General features: G+C 65.6%; 14 protein-coding genes. 13 read left to right on the top strand and 1 reads right to left on the bottom strand.

What is annotated here, in order from left to right; all coding sequences use genetic code 11:
• The first annotated feature begins 238 nt into the window (after positions 1-238).
• The 8 genes from ACLQ62_RS02010 (at position 239) to ACLQ62_RS01975 (ending at position 8,927) form a co-directional block, all read left to right on the top strand.
• Positions 239-730: a MarR family winged helix-turn-helix transcriptional regulator gene (locus tag ACLQ62_RS02010; protein ID WP_411719989.1), complete on the top strand. Its 492-nt coding sequence runs from the start codon at positions 239-241 to the stop codon at positions 728-730.
• A gap of 101 nt (positions 731-831) precedes the next feature.
• Complete coding sequence (locus ACLQ62_RS02005; RefSeq protein WP_411719987.1) at positions 832-2,130, top strand: ABC transporter substrate-binding protein; 1,299 nt, start codon at positions 832-834, stop codon at positions 2,128-2,130.
• Positions 2,131-2,139: 9 nt separating this feature from the next.
• Positions 2,140-3,102, top strand: coding sequence for a carbohydrate ABC transporter permease (locus ACLQ62_RS02000; RefSeq protein ID WP_411719986.1), 963 nt, complete (start codon positions 2,140-2,142; stop codon positions 3,100-3,102).
• On the top strand, positions 3,099-3,986 hold the full coding sequence (locus ACLQ62_RS01995) for a carbohydrate ABC transporter permease (protein WP_411719985.1): 888 nt from the start codon (positions 3,099-3,101) through the stop codon (positions 3,984-3,986). The genes ACLQ62_RS02000 and ACLQ62_RS01995 overlap by 4 nt, the downstream gene beginning before the upstream one ends.
• A 5-nt stretch (positions 3,987-3,991) precedes the next feature.
• Positions 3,992-5,707, top strand: coding sequence for an amylo-alpha-1,6-glucosidase (locus ACLQ62_RS01990; RefSeq protein ID WP_411719984.1), 1,716 nt, complete (start codon positions 3,992-3,994; stop codon positions 5,705-5,707).
• 85 nt (positions 5,708-5,792) lie between these two features.
• Entirely contained in the window at positions 5,793-7,106 is a 1,314-nt protein-coding gene (locus ACLQ62_RS01985) for an ABC transporter substrate-binding protein (RefSeq protein ID WP_411719983.1), read from the top strand.
• Position 7,107: 1 nt separating this feature from the next.
• Complete coding sequence (locus tag ACLQ62_RS01980; RefSeq protein WP_411719982.1) at positions 7,108-8,028, top strand: carbohydrate ABC transporter permease; 921 nt, start codon at positions 7,108-7,110, stop codon at positions 8,026-8,028.
• Positions 8,025-8,927: a carbohydrate ABC transporter permease gene (locus tag ACLQ62_RS01975; RefSeq protein WP_411719981.1), complete on the top strand. Its 903-nt coding sequence runs from the start codon at positions 8,025-8,027 to the stop codon at positions 8,925-8,927. The genes ACLQ62_RS01980 and ACLQ62_RS01975 overlap by 4 nt, the downstream gene beginning before the upstream one ends.
• Positions 8,928-8,936: 9 nt before the next feature.
• Here ACLQ62_RS01975 and ACLQ62_RS01970 read toward each other — a convergent pair whose 3' ends face one another.
• Positions 8,937-9,593, bottom strand: coding sequence for a GntR family transcriptional regulator (locus tag ACLQ62_RS01970; RefSeq protein WP_411719980.1), 657 nt, complete (start codon positions 9,591-9,593; stop codon positions 8,937-8,939).
• A 150-nt stretch (positions 9,594-9,743) separates the two neighbouring features.
• Between ACLQ62_RS01970 and ACLQ62_RS01965 the strand changes: the two genes are divergently transcribed.
• The 5 genes from ACLQ62_RS01965 to ACLQ62_RS01945 are packed head-to-tail and all read left to right on the top strand — an operon-like array spanning position 9,744 to position 16,724.
• Positions 9,744-11,828, top strand: a complete 2,085-nt coding sequence (locus ACLQ62_RS01965; RefSeq protein WP_411719979.1) for a beta-galactosidase — start codon at positions 9,744-9,746, stop codon at positions 11,826-11,828.
• 4 nt (positions 11,829-11,832) lie between these two features.
• Positions 11,833-13,248 carry an aminomethyl-transferring glycine dehydrogenase subunit GcvPA gene (gene gcvPA / locus ACLQ62_RS01960; RefSeq protein WP_411719978.1) on the top strand — a complete coding sequence of 472 codons (1,416 nt, stop codon included), beginning with the start codon at positions 11,833-11,835 and terminating at the stop codon, positions 13,246-13,248.
• Positions 13,245-14,807 carry an aminomethyl-transferring glycine dehydrogenase subunit GcvPB gene (gcvPB, locus tag ACLQ62_RS01955; protein WP_411719977.1) on the top strand — a complete coding sequence of 521 codons (1,563 nt, stop codon included), beginning with the start codon at positions 13,245-13,247 and terminating at the stop codon, positions 14,805-14,807. The genes gcvPA and gcvPB overlap by 4 nt, the downstream gene beginning before the upstream one ends.
• 1 nt (position 14,808) lies before the next feature.
• Entirely contained in the window at positions 14,809-15,975 is a 1,167-nt protein-coding gene (locus ACLQ62_RS01950) for an ATP-NAD kinase family protein (protein WP_411719976.1), read from the top strand.
• A complete protein-coding gene (locus ACLQ62_RS01945) occupies positions 15,966-16,724 on the top strand; it encodes an SDR family NAD(P)-dependent oxidoreductase (RefSeq protein WP_411719975.1) in 759 nt (252 codons plus the stop codon). Before ACLQ62_RS01950 ends, ACLQ62_RS01945 begins: the two co-directional genes overlap by 10 nt.
• The last annotated feature ends 38 nt before the right edge of the window (positions 16,725-16,762 follow it).

Here is a 16,762-nt window from a genome sequence, read left to right as displayed (position 1 = left end):
AGGCCGCCGAACGGAGCGAGGTGCTCCTTGAGCACGTCGGCGAGATCCTCGTCCCTCGGCCGGTCCGAGCGTTCCATTTGGGCGTTGTAGAAGAGGTATGCGAGGTCGGGGCCGATCGGCACGAAGCCGGGCCATCCCGTGCGGACCTGCCACGCCATACATGCAGCGTCGCGCAACCGGGATCACGACGCCGTAGAGCGTGCCTCTGCTCGCTTCACGCCGGTACCCTGAGAACATCATGCGTGACGACGACGAAGTAGACCTGCTGGTGGATGCGTGGGCAGGCCGCCTGCCTGAGGTGGACTTCACCCCGCTGGATGTCATGTCCAGGCTCCGGCGGGTTGCCCTCCGGCTCAACACGCTTCGCGCGGCCGCCTTCCGCAGTGCCGATTTGAGCAGTTGGGAATTCGATGTTCTCGCCGCCCTGCGGCGCGCCGAGCCGCCGCACGAAATGAGCCCCATGGAGCTGTCGCGGGCAACGATGATCGGCACCGCTGCGATGTCGAACCGGCTGGAGAATCTCGCTGCCCGTGGCCTGATCGAGCGGAAGGCCAACCCTCGGGACGGACGGAGCAACCTTGCCCGATTGACGCAAGAAGGGGCATCCCGGGTCGACGCAGCCATGATCGCGCTGGTGCGGTCAGAGGCGGAGGAACTGCGGCTGCTGACCGGCCAGCAGCAGGCGCAGCTTGCGAGCCTCCTCCGGCTTCTCGGGCGCTCGTCCGCGTAATCGGGGGCTTCGCGGCAGCCCTCAGCCGATCTCGCTCTTGACAGCGGCGTATGTTGTATACAGAATACACATGCCCCGATTTCCTCAGTGGAGAGGTTCACATGTCCAGCCCCATTCCTTTCAAGCGAAAGCTCACCGCTGTTCTGGCGGCCGGAGCGGTCACGTTCACACTCGCCGCGTGCAGCGGCAGTTCTTCATCCGCCGACTCGGACACCGTCGTCTGGTCCACCTGGGGCACGCCCGAGGAACTGACCCGGTTCGAAGAGTTCAACGACGAATTCATGAAGCGCCACCCGGAGATCAAGGTCGACCTCCAGCCGGTTGCCTCATACGGCGATTACCACTCCAAGCTTCTCGCGCAGCTCACGTCGCGCACGGCACCCGATGTCTTCTACATCGGAGACGACAAGATCGGCCAGTTCGTCGATGCCGACGTCCTTCTGCCGCTGACCGACCTGATGGAGTCGGGCGAGAGCAAGACCAAGCCCGACGATTTCTTCCCCGGACTATTCGGTGCCGCACAGGTCGAGGACGAAATCTACGCTGCTCCGAACGACGCGAACCCGGACGTGCTCTGGTACGACAAGGTCGCCCTGGAAGCAGCCGGCATCACCGAGGACCCTGCCGAACTCGCGGAGCAGGGCACCTGGACCACCGATGTTTACCTCGACATGAACGCGAAGCTCGCAGCGGCCGGTCTCACCGGTTCGTTGTTCTGGAACTACTGGGCAACTCACTACAGCTGGATTTCAGCGCAGGGAGGAACACCCTTCGACGAATCCGGCGAGTTCATCGGCAACGCCGACGCGGCGACGATCGCCGCGACCGAGACCCTGGGCGAGAACTTCCAGGACGGAACGTTCGTGGTCGCTGATTCCCTGCCAGAGGGCGCAGGCGCCGACAGTCTCTTCGTGTCGCACAAGGCAGGCTTCTTCTCCCAGGGTCGTTACACGATCGGCACGGTGAAGTCCGCAGGCGAGGAAGCCAGTTACGACATCGTGCGCTGGCCGACGCCGGATGGCGAGGCTGCTCCGACCGGCGTGGCCACGTCATACCTCGCGATCAACGGCCAGTCCAGGAACACGGATGCCGCGTTCACGTTCTGGACCGAATTCCTCAGCGCTGAAGGCCAGACCTTCCGCCTGCAGGGAGGTGGCAACGCGGTGCCTTCCATCAAGGGTGCAGACGACGTCGTGCTCGAGGACAACTACCCCGCGCACGCGCAGACCTTCCTCGACATGCGCGACATCGGATTCGAGGACCACCCGACGGTGGCGGCTGTACCCGGACTGTCCACCGACATCAGCGACCTGATGCTGGCTCTGTACGAAGGCAAATCCGACGCGCAGGCCACTCTGGACGCGATCGCGGATCTCATCGCCACCAAATCCGGCAAGTGAGGGTGATCTGTGACCACCGTGCTTGATCGGCGCTCCACAAGAAGCGCCCTCGGTGCACATCAGCCAGGCGGACTCCGGAGGGAGTCCGCCTGGCGGCGCCGTGACCGCCGCTGGGGCTACGTCTTCGTCGGCCCCCAGCTGATCGGCATGGCCGTGTTCGTCCTCCTCCCGTTCGTCGGAAGTGTCGTCCTCGCCTTCGCCTCATGGAACGGGCTCAGCGAACTCACCTGGGTGGGCTTCGACAACTTCGTCTCCCAGCTGCAGGATCCGCTTCTCCTGCGCAGCATCGTCAACACGCTTCTCATCGCGCTTGTCACCGTGCCGATCGGTCTGGGCTTCTCGGTCCTTATCGCGGTCGCACTGGAGAAGCTGAAGACGCGGACCCTCTACCTCGTTTTCTTCTTTGCCCCCGTCGTCACCAGCACCGTCGCCGTGGCCATGATCTGGCAGCAGATGCTCCGCTCGGACGGCGTGCTGAGCACGGCCATCGGCACAGTCCTCGGCATCGCGCCACCCGACTGGCTGGGCGATCCCAGGCTGGCGCTCGCCGCCGTCTGCATCGTGTCCATCTGGGCATCGATGGGGCTCAACGTCATCATCTTCCTGGCCGGTCTGCAGAACATCTCAGCATCGGTCATCGAAGCGGCCAAGCTCGATGGCGCCGGCGCCTTCACGCTGTTCTGGCGGATCCGCATGCCCCTCCTGTCACCGATCATCTTCTTCTCATCGGTCATCGCGTTCATCAGCTCCCTTCAGACCTTCGACGTGGTCTTCGTTCTCACCGCGAACGCCGGCCCGGACAACGCGACCCGGACGATCGTCTACCACATCTATGATCTCGGCTTCGGTCGCTTCGAATTCGGGCCGTCAAGCGCGGCAGCAGTGATCCTGCTCGTTTTGACACTCGTGGTCACCGCCGTCCAGTTCGGCGCTCAGAAGAAGTTCGTCCACTACGAGGATGGTGCCGCATGACCCGCGTCGACCAAGCGGCGCCTGCTCTCGGTGCACCAGCCGCGAGCGGCATCCGCTCTCGCCGAGCCGGTGCCGTGGCATTGCACGTCATCCTCGCCATCGTGGGAATCGCCATGGTGTTCCCCTTTGTCTGGATGCTGCTCACCGCATTCAAGACCCTGCCGCAGCTGCTGCAGGATCCGCTCAGCTTCTGGCCGGCGCCGTGGACCATCGACAACTTCGTCGACGCGTGGAACGCCGCTCCGTTCGCACAGGCCTACCTGAACAGCATCTACATCGCCGTTCTTGCCGTGATCGGCACCCTGGTCACGGCATCGATGGCCGGATACGCGTTCGCCCGCATCCGGTTTCGGGGCAGCAACGTCCTCTTCATCGTTTTCCTGGCGACGCAGATGATTCCCAAACAGGTCACCCTGATTCCGTTCTACTTGCTCATGAGCAATCTCGGCTGGGTCGACTCGCACCTCGCGCTCATCGTGCCCGCGGTGATGGTCAATCCATTCGCCGTGTTCCTGATGCGGCAGTTCGTACTGTCGTTGCCCCGCGAACTCGAGGAGGCGGCGCTGGTCGACGGCGCGGGCCGGTGGCGGACCTTCTGGAGCGTCGTCCTGCCGAATCTTCGTCCGGGCCTCGGTGCGCTCAGCATCATTGTGGCACTCGACGTCTGGAACGCGTTCCTGTTCCCGCTCGTGCTCCTCAACAGCTCGGAGCTCTTCACGGTGCCGCTTCTGCTGGCGTCGTTCCAGGGCCAGCACGGTTCCATCAACTACGGACTGGTCATGGCGGCATCGGCCGTCGCGACGATCCCGATGCTGATCGCCTTCGTCATCGGGCAGCGCAAGATCATCAGCAGCATGGCTGCATCCGGGCTCGGTGGCCGATGATCCCCGTGACGTTGAACGGGGCGGTGCCTGGGACCGATGATCTCCTCGCGATGGTGGGATCGTCACTCGATCTGATCGGTGCGCCCTTCACCCTCCCGCGCTCGCGCATCCTGGTTCTCGCGGTCGCCGGCGGTGATTCCGGCCCCGTCACTGAACTGCGCGTGAGCCGGGCAGAATACGAGCGACCAATCGACGAGTGCACGGTATTTCGGACGCTGTCCGTCACCTCCGCTGACGGATCCGTACTCCCGGTGACCGGTGTCCTCCCGCACGTCATCGAGTTCGGCGACGGGGTGGTCACTCTCACCTTCGCCGGTCCGCACGCCTTGAGCATCGGTGCCGACGGATCTGCCGCTGAGCTGCGGCTTGAGTCACCCGACGGCGAAGTCCGGCTCGTTCCGCTGGGCGCCGACAGCGAGTCCGTCCAGATCCACGTCGACGACAGTCGTCTGCCCGAACTCCGCCGCTCCGGCGATCACTGGGAGCACGTCGCCGAGACACTCGGGGTGTGGGCCGCCTGGATGGACCGGTGCCCACGCGTCCGACCCGATCTGCAACAGATGACCGCGTTCTGCTGGTGGGTACTCGGAGCGAACATCGTCGAACTCCCCGGTCAGGGGAAGGCGCGCGCCGTCGTGCCGTCGAAGATCGGCTACGTCGGCCTGTGGCAATGGGACGCCTACTTCATCGCCGTCGGCCTCCGCCACGGCGACCCTGACCTGGCTCTCGAACAGCTCGATCTTGCTTTCCGGTTTCCGACGGCTGATGGCCAGCTTCCTGATGTCGTCCACGATGAGGGGGTCCTCGCATCCAGCGACGACCTGCCCCCGCAGGACCGCGAGACCCTTCGCCGGCATGGCTCAAGCATCGCCGACCCCGCCCGGCCGGTGCCGCTGACGAAACCGCCGCTCGCCGCCTGGGCCCTGCGGAAGGTCCTCGACGCAGCGGCGCCGGCGGATGCGGGTTCCGCCGAGGAGCGCTGGACGGAGGCGGCATGGGACACCATCGCCCGATCGCAGGACTGGTGGTTCACTCATTCGGATTCCGACGGCGACGGAATGCCGGAGTACGGCCACCCCTATTCGTCCGGGCTGGACGACAGCCCGATCTTCGACGGTGACCTGCCGTTGGCATCCCCCGATCTTGGTGCCTACCTCGTGCTGCAGGACCGCGAGCTCGCGCGCGAGTTCGCGGCGAGGGGGGACCGCCACAAAGCCCAGCGCTTCAACGATCGCGCCGACGCCACACTGGCCGGATTGCTGGGAATGTGGGATCAGCCGACGGGCCGTTTCCGCGCCCGCGCCGCCGGGCACAGCCTTGCCTCGTATTCCGCCGTCAGCCTGTTGCCCCTGCTGACCGGGGAGCTGCCGTCCGAGATATCGGCGACGCTTCTTCGTGCACTGGCTGATCCCGAGCAATTCGGAACGCCGTGGACCGTCCCGACCGTCGCCGTCTGCGACCCCGATTTCTCCCCGGAGCGGATGTGGCGCGGACCGGTCTGGATCAACATCAACGCGCTTCTCGTTGAGGGCCTGAAGCGATCAGGCTTCGACGACAATGCCTCTCAACTGGCCGAGGACACCGTACGGCTCGTCAAGCACGGCGGCGGCCCGCACGAGTACTTCAACCCCGAGTCCGGACGTCGCGCCGAAACCGCGACGACATCCTTCGGGTGGTCTGCCGCGCTCTTCGTCGATCTTGCGGTTTCCCTGTCCACCTGAACATCCGCCGCCGGTGGTCTTTGACCCCAATCAGTTAACCGTGTACTGTATACAATATTCTGAACACCCCAACGAAGAGGTTTCGATGAAGACGTCCAAGATCCTTCTCCCATCACTCGCACTGGCCGCCTTGCTGGTTCTCCCCGCCTGCGCAACCGGCGGAGCCGTCGCGGGGCCCGCAGCGGCTCTCGATCCGGATGCCACGGTCTCCGGAGAGATCACAGTGTGGTCATGGGACACCGCAGCCGCGGGCCTCAAACGGCTCGCCGAGGATTACGAGAAGAGCCACGAGGGAACCTCGATCGAGGTCGTCGATGTGGGTTACGACAACGCCTACGACAAGCTGTCGGTTGGCTTGCAGGCGGGGAGCGGGCTGCCGGACCTCGTCACCATCGAGACCGATCGCGCTCCCGGGTACATCACTGAATTCCCTCGCGGCTTCACCAATCTCGACCCGATCCTGGGGAACCACGAAGCCGATTTCGATCCATCCAAATGGTCGGCGGGAAGCAACGCCGACGGCGAACTGATGACCGCTCCCTGGGACTCGGGCACCGTCGCCCTGTTCTACCGCTCCGACTACCTGGCCGAGGCCGGCGTCGACGCCGCGTCGCTCCAGACCTGGGATGACCTGGTCGCAGCCGGAGAACAGATCAAGGAAGCCACCGGCCACACGCTCATGTCGATCGATGTGGCAAGCGGCGCCACGTTCACCATGCTCCTGCAGCAGGCCGGCCAGGGCCTCTTCGATCAGGACGGCGAGATCGCGGTTGCGTCGCCCACCGCTGTCGAGGCCCTCACCCTCCTCAAGTCGATGAACGACAAAGGGTTGATTAAGAACGTCAAGGGCTGGGATGGCCGCGTCACCGCCACCAAGGACGGCGACTCAGCAGTGCACCCGGAAGCGGTGTGGTGGATCGGAACGCTGACCGCCGAGATGCCCGAACTGTCCGGGAAGTTCGGGGTCGTGGAGCTGCCCGCGCTCAGCGACGGCGGCGCGCGCACCTCGAACAACGGCGGCTCCAACCTCGCCATCCCCGCGCAAGCGAAGAACCCCGACCTCGCTGCATCCTTCCTCGCCTACGCGCTGGCGGATGCTGACAACCAGGTGTCGCTGATGAAGAACGAAGGCCTGTTCCCGTCGTACCTGCCCGCCCTCGAAGACGGCTACTTCCAGCAGGAGGACTCATACTTCTCGGGGCAGAAGGTGTACGAGCTCTTCGCCGAACAAACGGCCGAGATCCCCTCGATCGTTTACACGAGCGACAACGCGAAAGCGCTCGACATCGTCGCCAACGCCGTCGTCGCATCCGTCATCAATGGGGCGGACCCGAAGAAGACGCTGCAGGATGCCGCCGCCGAGATCGCCACCGCCACCGGTCGAGAGATCGCGGACTGACATGACTGTTTCGGGAACCACTGCCCGGGCGCGCACACGGTCCGGGCAGGGGCCCCGGACACTGGGGCGGAAGCTGCAGCGCCCAGGATTGCTCTTCACCCTGCCGGCACTCGTGCTCTTCGGCCTCTTCTTCGCCTACCCGCTGCTCGCGTCACTCTGGCAGAGCTTCTTCGCGACCAGGGGAGGGGTGACGACGTTCGTCGGGCTTGCCCAATACGCCCGGTTGTTCTCCGACCCCCTCATCGGCAGGAGCCTGGGGACCGCGGGCATTCTTCTCCTCGTCCAGGTGCCCCTGATGATGTGCCTGGCTGTCGGGCTGGCGTATCTGCTCAACCAGAGCTGGCTCCGATTCAAAACCGGTTTCCGGGTTCTGCATTTCCTCCCCGCGGTCACGACGCTTGTGGCCTATTCCGTCGTGTTCCGGGTGATGCTGGCGACAGACGGGGGCGCGGTGAATCAAATGATCGGCCTCGTCGGAATGGCGCCGATCGACTGGCTGAACAATGAGACCTGGGCACGGGTCGCGCTCATCGCCTCCATCACCTGGCGCTGGACCGGTTACAACATGGTCATCATCCTCGCCGGTCTCCAGGCGATTCCGGCCGAGTTGTACGAGGCGGCGCGGATCGACGGCGCCGGCCGCTGGGCGATCTTCACCAAAATCGTCATCCCGCAATTGAGGCCGGTGCTGTTGTTCACCGGGGTCACCTCCACCATCGGGGCGCTGCAGCTGTTCGACGAGAACTTCATCCTCACCGGAGGAGGCCCGAGCAACGCCACACTGACGCCGGTGCTCTACCTGTACGAGGTCGGGTTCCGCCAGTTCGACTTCGGCTACGCCTCGGCGATCGCCTGGATGCTGGTCATCCTCACCGGCATCATCTCGATCATCCAGTTCCGGCTCACGAGGGAAAAATCATGACCCGCACGCTCGAGCGGCACCGTCCGCCGGTCGGTGAATCCGCCAGTCCGGCAGGCCGGTCGCGCGCGGATGCTCGTCTGGCGGCCGGCATCCGTCACCTCCCCGCGTATGTCATCCTGCTCGTCGGAAGCATCATCAGCCTGATTCCCTTCCTGTGGATGGTCATCGCGTCGACCCACGAGACATCGGCGTTGTTCGGCACGCCCCTGCCGATCCTCCCCGGCGGTGAACTCCTGGCGAACCTGGCACGACTGCAGGAGGAGACGAACTTCGCCCGAGTGATGGCCAACAGCCTCGGCCTGGCCATCGTGTACACGGCGTTCAGCTCGGCCATCAGCGTGATGGCCGGCTACGGACTCGCGAAGTTCCGGTTCCGCGGTCGGGGGATCGTGCTCGCCCTCATCCTCATCACCATGATGATTCCCATGCAGGTGCTCCTCGTGCCCCTGTTCCAGATCATGGCCAGCCTCGGCTGGATCGACACCTACCAGGCGGTCATCCTGCCGTTCCTGGCCAACGCCTTCGGGATCTTCCTGATGAGGCAGTCATTCCTTGACTTCCCCGATTCCCTCATCGAGTCCGCGAGGATCGATGGCGCCAGCGAGCTGAGGACCTTCTACCGGATCGTTCTGCCGGTGGCCCGCCCCCAGATCGCCGCCCTCATCATCTACACGTTCATGACCCAGTGGAACGCGTTCATCTGGCCGCTGCTGATGCTCAACACCGAAGACAACTACACCGTACCGGTCGCCCTCAACACGATGATCGGACTGTCCCGGGTTGACTATTCAGGACTCATGCTCGGTTCGTTGATCGCTACGCTCCCGCTGCTGATCCTGTTTGTGATCTTTCAGCGACAATTCATCGCCGGGCTGCTGGGTGGCGCGGTCAAGGGATGAATCCGGCGCTCAGGGCGTCAGGTAGGAGAGGCTGGCGTTGGCGCGGATGCGCTTCGCGCCGTTGATCCAGTTCGCGCGGAGTGCCGCCTGCGCCGCTGGGATGTCGCCGTCCTTGAGCGCTCGCGCGATGTCGCCGTGCTCGGCCGCCACGCGCTCCACCATTACTTCATCAGGGATCAGGAGTGACTCGTACCGGTGGAAGAGTTCACGGACGGTGCCGATGAGGTCGACGAGCCGTGAATTCGGGCACGCGCTGACCATGAGTTCGTGCCACTCGTCATCCCGGCGGGAGATCAGGGAGCGCTCGGCGATGTTCTGGTTGAACTCTTCGGCGAGCTCGGCCAGGCGGGCGCCCAGATCGCGCATGGCGGGGAGCGGGGTCAGTTCGACGGCGAGGCCCTCCAAATTCGCGAGGACCGGGCCGAGTTCCTCGAACTCCTTGGCGGACAACTGCACGAAGCGAAAGCCTTTGCCGTTCTCGCTGGTGATCTGCCCCTCGCTCTCGAGACCGATGAGGGCTTCGCGCAGTGGAGTGCGGCTCACGCCGAGCTCTGCCGCAAGCTGCACCTCGTTGATGCTCTCGCCGGGATGGGCCGCGCCGGAGCGCATTCGCGCGAGCAACTCTTCCCTCACCTGTGAGCGAAGTGTTTTCCGTTCGATTGCCATGTGCCCTCCGAGGCTTCCCAGCAGTGTGTGGCCAGTTTATGGCTTGACCCCGCTATGTCTTGGATTTACGCTGTGTATACAGAATACAATGTGCACGCTACGATGTACAGCACCGAACCCCATCTCCGCAGCTTGCGAAGGAGCACTGTCATGACGGCCTTTCCACCGCGCACGATCCGACTGGACGCGCTGGCCTACGGCGGCGACTACAACCCGGACCAGTGGCCCGAGGAGACCTGGGAGGAAGACGCGCGGCTGATGCTGGAGGCCGGCGTGAACATCGTCTCGCTGCCGGTCTTTTCATGGCCGCTGATCGAGAAGACACCGGGCCACTATGACTTCGGTTGGCTCGACCGCATCATCGACTTGCTCTGGCGGCACGGGATCAAGGTTGACCTCGCGACAGCGACGGCGACGCCGCCCGCGTGGCTGGTGCGCCAGCATCCGGACATCCTGCCCCACAACGTCGACGGCGTACGACTTGAATTCGGGTCACGCCAGGCCTACTGCCCCAGTTCGCCCGTCTTCCGCGAGCACGCCCTCCGTCTGACCGAGGCGATGGCGAACCGCTACGGAGAACACCCGGCTCTCGCCCTGTGGCATATCTCGAACGAGTACGGCGACCATGTGCCGCGATGCTGGTGCCCAACGTCCGCCGCACACTTCCGGGACTGGCTCGCGAAGCGCTACGGCGACATCGAGGCGCTCAACGAGGCGTGGGGCACGAGCTGCTGGGGCCAGAACTACACCGACTACGACCACGTCGAACCCCCGCGCACATCGATGGGGCCGATCAACCCATCGCAGCAGCTCGACTTCGAACGGTTCTCCTCCGACGCGCTGCTGCAGCTCTTCCAGGCCGAGATCGACGTCCTGCGCCGGATCACACCGGACATCGCCGTCACCACGAATTTCATGAGCCTCTTCAAAGAGCTGAACTACTGGGACTTCGCCGCCGTCGAAGACCTGGTCACCGACGACGCCTACCCCGACCCGGCGGATCCGCAGGCTCACGTGCCCGCCGCGCTCAACTACGGGCTCATGCGTTCCCTCAAGGGTGGCCAGCCCTGGCTTCTGCTCGAACAGGCGCCGAGCGCGGTGAGCTGGCGGGACGTCAACGTGCCGAAGGTTCCAGGTCGGATGCGCCTCGACAGCCTTCAGGCCATCGCCCACGGCTCAGACGGTGCAATGTTCTTCCAGTGGCGGCAGGCAAAATTCGGTCCGGAGAAATACCACTCGGCCATGCTCGGCCACCGCGGCGAGAAAAGCAGGAGCTTCCACGAGACGGCTGCGCTCGGCGCGGAACTCAAGCGACTTGCGGCTGTGCGCGGCACGCGCGTCCGCGCTCGCGTCGCCGTTGTCGCCGACTGGGACTCCTGGTGGGGTTCAGCAGCGCCTGACTCTCTGCCCTCTCAACGGCTGGACTGGCTGGAACAGACCCGTGCCTGGCACGGCGCGCTCTTCGCCCTCGGCCACACCGTCGACGTCGTGCAGGCGACCGACCTGCGCGAGGGCTACGACCTCATCGTGGTCCCCAACCTCTACATCGCCACCGAGGCGCAGGCGCAGTCCCTGGCCGCCTTCGTCGAAGGCGGCGGACAGCTGATCGTCGGCCCGTTCAGCGCCGTCGTCGATCCGACGGAAAAGGTTCATGCCGGGGGAGCGCCCGGGCCGCTGCGGGACCTGCTCGGCGTCGAGGTGGACGAATGGTGGCCACTGCCAGACGGGCAGGAGGGCACGATCACGTCGATCGCCGGCCGCACACCGACGCTCACAACCCGGATCTGGACGGAGTGGATCGAACCAGCGCCGAGCGCTGAGGTGGTCGCCCGCTACGACAGCGGTGTACTCGCCGGACGCGCGGCAATCGTCCGAAACGCGCGAGGCCGCGGCGCCGCCTGGTACGTGAGCGCCGCGCTCAGCGACGACTCGCTCGAGGACGTCTTGCGCCTGGTGCTGGAGTCGGCAGGGCTCCCCGCTCGCGAGACCGCCGACCGGGACGTGGAGATCGTCACACGGACGGACGGAGAGACCGACTTCATCTTCGTTTTGAACCATGGCCAGACGGCGACGTCCGTCACCGTGCCGGCCGGTGCACTGGATCTCCTCACCGATGTCACCGCGTCCGGCCCGCTTGACTTACCCGGCCTGGGCGCTGCCGTCCTCGCCACTCCCGCGCGCCATCCGAAAGACTTTCCGACCGTCACCATCTCACCGAAGAACATCGAGGTTTAGCACCATGACACAACCGTTCGTTCACCCCTACCTGCCGAACTCGGCGCCGGAGATCAAGGCGGCGATGCTGGCTGCCGTCGGCGCTCAGTCCATCGAGGAGTTCTACGCTGACATCCCGGCCGATCTTCGCCTGAACCGGTTGCTCGACCTGCCGGCACCCCTCGTGGCCGAACAGGACCTCGTCCGGCACGTCGAATCCATCCTCGACCGGAACGTCACCACCAGGCAGAAACTCAGCTTCCTCGGAGCAGGCACCTACAACCACTTCGTCCCCGCCGTCGTCGACGAGGTCATCGGCCGCAGCGAATTCCTCACCGCATACGCCGGTGAGCCGTACGAGGACCACGGCCGGTTCCAGGCGCTGTTCGAATACCAGTCGCTCATGGCGGAATTGCTCAACATGGACGTCGTCAACGTTCCGACCTATGACGGATTCCAGGCCACGGCGACGTCCCTCTCCATGGCGGGACGGATGACGGGACGCCGCGGCGTGATCGTCGCGAGCGATGTCCTGCCGGACAAGCTCTCCAGGGTCAGCGATTTCGTGCGCCCGAACCTCGACCTCGTCTTCGTGCCGACGGTCGACGGCACCGCAGACATCGACGCTGTCACCGCGCTGGTCACCGAGGACACGGCCGCCATCTGGGTCGAGACGCCCAGCTACACCGGGGCCGTCGAATCGGCGATCCAGCGACTCGCGGACGCGGCGCACGCCGTCGGAGCCGTCCTCGTGGTCGGCACCGACCCGGTCGGCTACGGTGTGCTCACCCCGCCGGCCGACCAGGGCGCCGACATCGTCTGTGGCGACATCCAGTCCCTGGGCCTGCACCAGTGGTTCGGCGGCGCCCACGGCGGTTTCATCGCCGTGCACGACGACCCCGCCTTTGTCATGGAAATGCCCTCGCGTTTGTTCGGGCTGGCAAGCACCGACGTGCCCGGAGAAATCGGATTCGGCGACGTGGCCTACGACCGGACCTCCTTCGCTCAGCGGGAAGACGGCAAGGAATGGGTCGGAACCGCGGCGGCGCTCTGGGGCATCGCGGCTGGTGTCTACCTTTCGCTGATGGGCCCGCAGGGAATGGCTGACCTCGGTGAGACGCTCCTGGCCAGGACCCGGTACGCGCAGCAGAAACTGTCCGCGATTCCCGGGGTCAGGCTCACGGACGAAGCGCTGCACCTTCGCGAGTTCGTCGTCGACTTCAGCGGAGCATCCGTCACCAGCCACTCTGTCGTCGAGACGCTGCGCGCACAGGGCATCGAGCCGGGTGTCGTCGTCGGCGAATACGAACTGCTCGTCTGCGTCACCGAGGTGACCACCCAGGCCGACATCGATCGGCTCTCCGACGCCATCGCCGCAGCTGTACTCTCCAGCGCCCCCACCAGTTCCGCCGTCAGCCACACCGAGGAGAAGAGCGCATGAGCCTCCCCATCGCCCCGAAACCCGCCATCCGCCGATTCCACCAGGCCAGCTGGGACGAGCCGATCATCTTCGACCTCGACACGCCCGGCGAACGCGGTGTCCTGGTCTCCCGGCCCGAGCCCGGCGTTGTCGACGCCGTCGGAGACGTGCTCTCCTCACTGCCGGCCGGCATGCGTCGCGAAACGAAACCGGCACTGCCGGAGATCGCACAGATGCGCGTGGTGCGTCACTACCTCCGGCTCAGCCAGGAGAACCTCGGCGCCGATTTCAACATCGACGTCGGCCAGGGCACCTGCACGATGAAGTATTCGCCGAAGGTCAACGAGGCACTCGTCGGTACCCCGAAACTGGCGGAGCTCCACCCCCTGCAGGACATCGACGATGTCCAGGGAGTCCTCGACATCATCTGGAACCTCGAGCGGGCGATCGCAGAGATCTCCGGGATGCACCGGGTGTCGCTGCACACCAGCGGCGGCTCCACCGCCATCTGGACGAACATCGCCATGATCCGCGCCTACCACGAGGCCAACGGCGAAGGGGAAATCCGCGACGAAGTCATCACGACGATTTTCAGCCACCCCTCGAATGCCGCGACCGCGAAAGCCGCCGGTTACAAGGTCATCACGCTGCACCCGGACGCCGACGGCTACCCGGATGCCGATGCGCTGCGTTCGGTGATCGGACCCCGCACCGCCGCCATCATGATCACGAACCCCGAGGACACCGGCATCTTCAACCCGCGTGTCAAGGACTGGGTCGACCTCGCCCACTCCGTCGGAGCGCTCGCCTCATACGACCAGGCCAACGCAAACGGGATCCTGGGGATCACCCGCGCCCGGGATGCCGGCTTCGACGTGTGCCACTTCAACATCCACAAGACATTCTCCACGCCGCACGGCTCCGGCGGCCCCGGCTCGGGTGCGAACGCGGTGTCCGAAGCCCTCGCGCCGTTCCTGCCCGGTCCGGTGATCGAACGGGTCGGGGATCGCTACATCCTGGATGCCGACCGCCCGCAGTCGATCGGCAAGGTGGCCCCGTTCTACGGAGTCGTGCCGAACCTCGTTCGGGCGTACTCGTGGATCCTTGCGCTCGGCGCCGAGGGGCTCAAGGCGGTCGCCGAGATCGCGGTCCTCAACAACAACTACCTGATGAAGCGGATCCTCGACATCCCGGGCGCCTCGGCGCCGTACGCGACCGGCCGTCGCCGGATCGAGCAGGTGCGCTACTCGTGGCAGGAGCTCTACGAGGAGACGGGCATCACATCCGAGGAGATCGGAGTTCGGGCGTCGGACTTCGGCATGCACTACTGGACGAGTCACCACCCGTATGTGGTGCCGCAGCCTTTCACGCTCGAGCCCACCGAGTCGTACTCGATGGCCGAACTCGACGAGTACGCTGCGGTCCTGGCCGAGGTCGCGCGGGAAGCACGGGAGACCCCGGAGGTCGTGCGGTCAGCGCCGCACAACCAGACGGTGCACCACACCCACCACGATGACCTCGACGACCCTGAGCGCTGGGCGATCACCTGGCGTGCCTACCAGCGTAAGTACTTCAGCTAGCGTGGCATCCCCAGCGACAGCCCAGCGGGTCGTCGGCCTTGTGATCAACCCCGTGGCGGGGGTCGGCGGCCCCGCGGGGCTGAAGGGCAGCGACGGATCGGACGTCCAGGCGGCCGCGGTCGCTCGCGGCTCCGCCTCGCGCAGCGCAGAACGAGCACTCCTCGCGCTCGCCGCCATCGCGGCGTCGAGCCCCGGCGCGCGCCTGATCACCGCTGCCGGTGCCATGGGCGAGGATGCCGTTCGTTCGGCTGGTCTGTCGCCTCAGGTCGTGCACGACGGCGGACAGCCGTCGACCGGGGCGGACACGGCGTCCGCTGCCGCAGCAATTGCGGCGGCGGGCGCGTCCCTCCTTCTCTTCGTCGGAGGCGACGGGACCGCGAGGGACGTCGCATCCGGACTGCCGGCGGGTATCGCGATGCTCGGCGTACCCGCCGGAGTGAAGATGTACTCCGGTTGCTTCGCCGTCAGTCCCTCCGCAGCCGGAGCGCTCGCCGCGCGCTGGATCGATTCCCCCGTCCCGGTCGAAGACCGCGAGGTCCTCGACGTCGATGAAGAGGCGATCCGCACCGGGCGAGTCGATCCCCGGCTCTTCGCGATCGCCTCGGTGCCCTTCCTACAGGGTCGGACTCAGGCCCGCAAAAGTTCGACGCCGGCTTCCGAAGCCGCCGGGGTGCGTCTCGCGGCGGCGGGCGCCATCGCCGTCATGGATCCATCAACCCGCTACCTGCTCGGTCCGGGAGGGACGACCATGGAGATCGCCCGCCAGCTGGGCATCCGGAAGACTCCCCTGGGCGTGGATGTCGTCCGTGATGGACAGATCGAGCTCGCCGACGCTTCGGAACGTGAACTCCTGGAGCTTCTCACCGACACCCAGTCGCCTTCGCAGGCAATGATCACCGTCATCGGCGGGCAGGGCTTTCTGCTCGGCCGGGGCAATCAGCAACTGTCGGCAGCGGTTGTGCGGTCGCTGGGGAGCGACCCGCTTCGCGTCGTCGCCACCGAACAGAAACTCACGGCTCTCGGCGGGCGTCCGCTGCTCGTGGACACGGGAGACCGTGACCTCGACCGGACCCTTGCCGGTTACACCACCGTCATCACCGGGGTAGGACGAGCGAGTGTCTACCCTGTCCATGCACCAGAAAACGAAGGAGCGCAATTATGCGTCTGAAGAACAAGAACGCCATCGTCACCGGAGGCGCCGGCGGAATCGGCCGCGCCACAGCGCTCGCTTTCGCGGCGGAGGGCGCCCGAGTCGCCGTCGTCGACCTGCGAGCGGATGCGGCTGCTGCGGTCGCCGAAGAAATTCTCGCCGCCGGCGGATCGGCGATCGCAATCGGCGCCGACGTCTCAAGCGAGACCGACATCGAACGGGTTCTCGACGAGACCGTGAAGACCTTCGGCGGTGTCGACGTCGTCTTCAACAACGCCGGGATCATCCGCCGCACGACAGCTGTCGAAACCACGGTCGAAGAATGGGACCGTGTCTTCGGCGTCAACGTGCGCTCCATCTTCCTGATGTGCAAGCACGTGGTGCCGCTCATGGCCGTGAACGGCGGAGGTTCGATCATCAACACGGGCTCCGGCTGGGGCTTGAAGGGCGGCGGCCAGGCGATCTCGTACTGCGCGTCCAAGGGCGCCGTCGTGAACATGACACGGGCACTCGCCATCGACCACGGGCCGCAGGGCATCCGCGTCAACTCGGTCAACCCCGGTGACGTCAACACCGGGATGCTTCGTGAAGAGGCTCGCCAGCTGGCCCAGGATGACGCCTCGTTCCTGGCCGAAGCCGCGGATCGTCCGCTCGGCCGGATGGGTGAGCCGCGCGAAGTCGCTGCGGCTGTCGTCTGGCTCGCGAGCGACGAGTCGTCCTATGTCACAGGGTCCGCCCTCGTCGTCGACGGCGGCGGGATCGCCTGACCGAAGCAGTTCCGGGAGTGGGGGCCGGCGAGCGGGGG

Source organism: Mycetocola sp. (assembly GCF_046716805.1).
Lineage (GTDB): Bacteria > Actinomycetota > Actinomycetes > Actinomycetales > Microbacteriaceae > Mycetocola_A.
The sequence above is the reverse complement of the archived record's forward strand: the minus strand, read 5'-3'. Positions and strand labels throughout refer to the sequence as shown.

Bases quoted from the DNA above. Each gene is read 5' to 3' on its own strand.
- ACLQ62_RS02010 (WP_411719989.1), top strand. From the start codon at position 239: ATGCGTGACGACGACGAAGTAGACCTGCTGGTGGATGCGTGGGCAGGC.
- ACLQ62_RS02005 (WP_411719987.1), top strand. From the start codon at position 832: ATGTCCAGCCCCATTCCTTTCAAGCGAAAGCTCACCGCTGTTCTGGCG.
- ACLQ62_RS01995 (WP_411719985.1), top strand. From the start codon at position 3,099: ATGACCCGCGTCGACCAAGCGGCGCCTGCTCTCGGTGCACCAGCCGCG.
- ACLQ62_RS01985 (WP_411719983.1), top strand. From the start codon at position 5,793: ATGAAGACGTCCAAGATCCTTCTCCCATCACTCGCACTGGCCGCCTTG.
- ACLQ62_RS01980 (WP_411719982.1), top strand. From the start codon at position 7,108: ATGACTGTTTCGGGAACCACTGCCCGGGCGCGCACACGGTCCGGGCAG.
- ACLQ62_RS01975 (WP_411719981.1), top strand. From the start codon at position 8,025: ATGACCCGCACGCTCGAGCGGCACCGTCCGCCGGTCGGTGAATCCGCC.
- ACLQ62_RS01970 (WP_411719980.1), bottom strand. From the start codon at position 9,593: ATGGCAATCGAACGGAAAACACTTCGCTCACAGGTGAGGGAAGAGTTG.
- ACLQ62_RS01965 (WP_411719979.1), top strand. From the start codon at position 9,744: ATGACGGCCTTTCCACCGCGCACGATCCGACTGGACGCGCTGGCCTAC.
- gcvPA (WP_411719978.1), top strand. From the start codon at position 11,833: ATGACACAACCGTTCGTTCACCCCTACCTGCCGAACTCGGCGCCGGAG.
- gcvPB (WP_411719977.1), top strand. From the start codon at position 13,245: ATGAGCCTCCCCATCGCCCCGAAACCCGCCATCCGCCGATTCCACCAG.
- ACLQ62_RS01945 (WP_411719975.1), top strand. From the start codon at position 15,966: ATGCGTCTGAAGAACAAGAACGCCATCGTCACCGGAGGCGCCGGCGGA.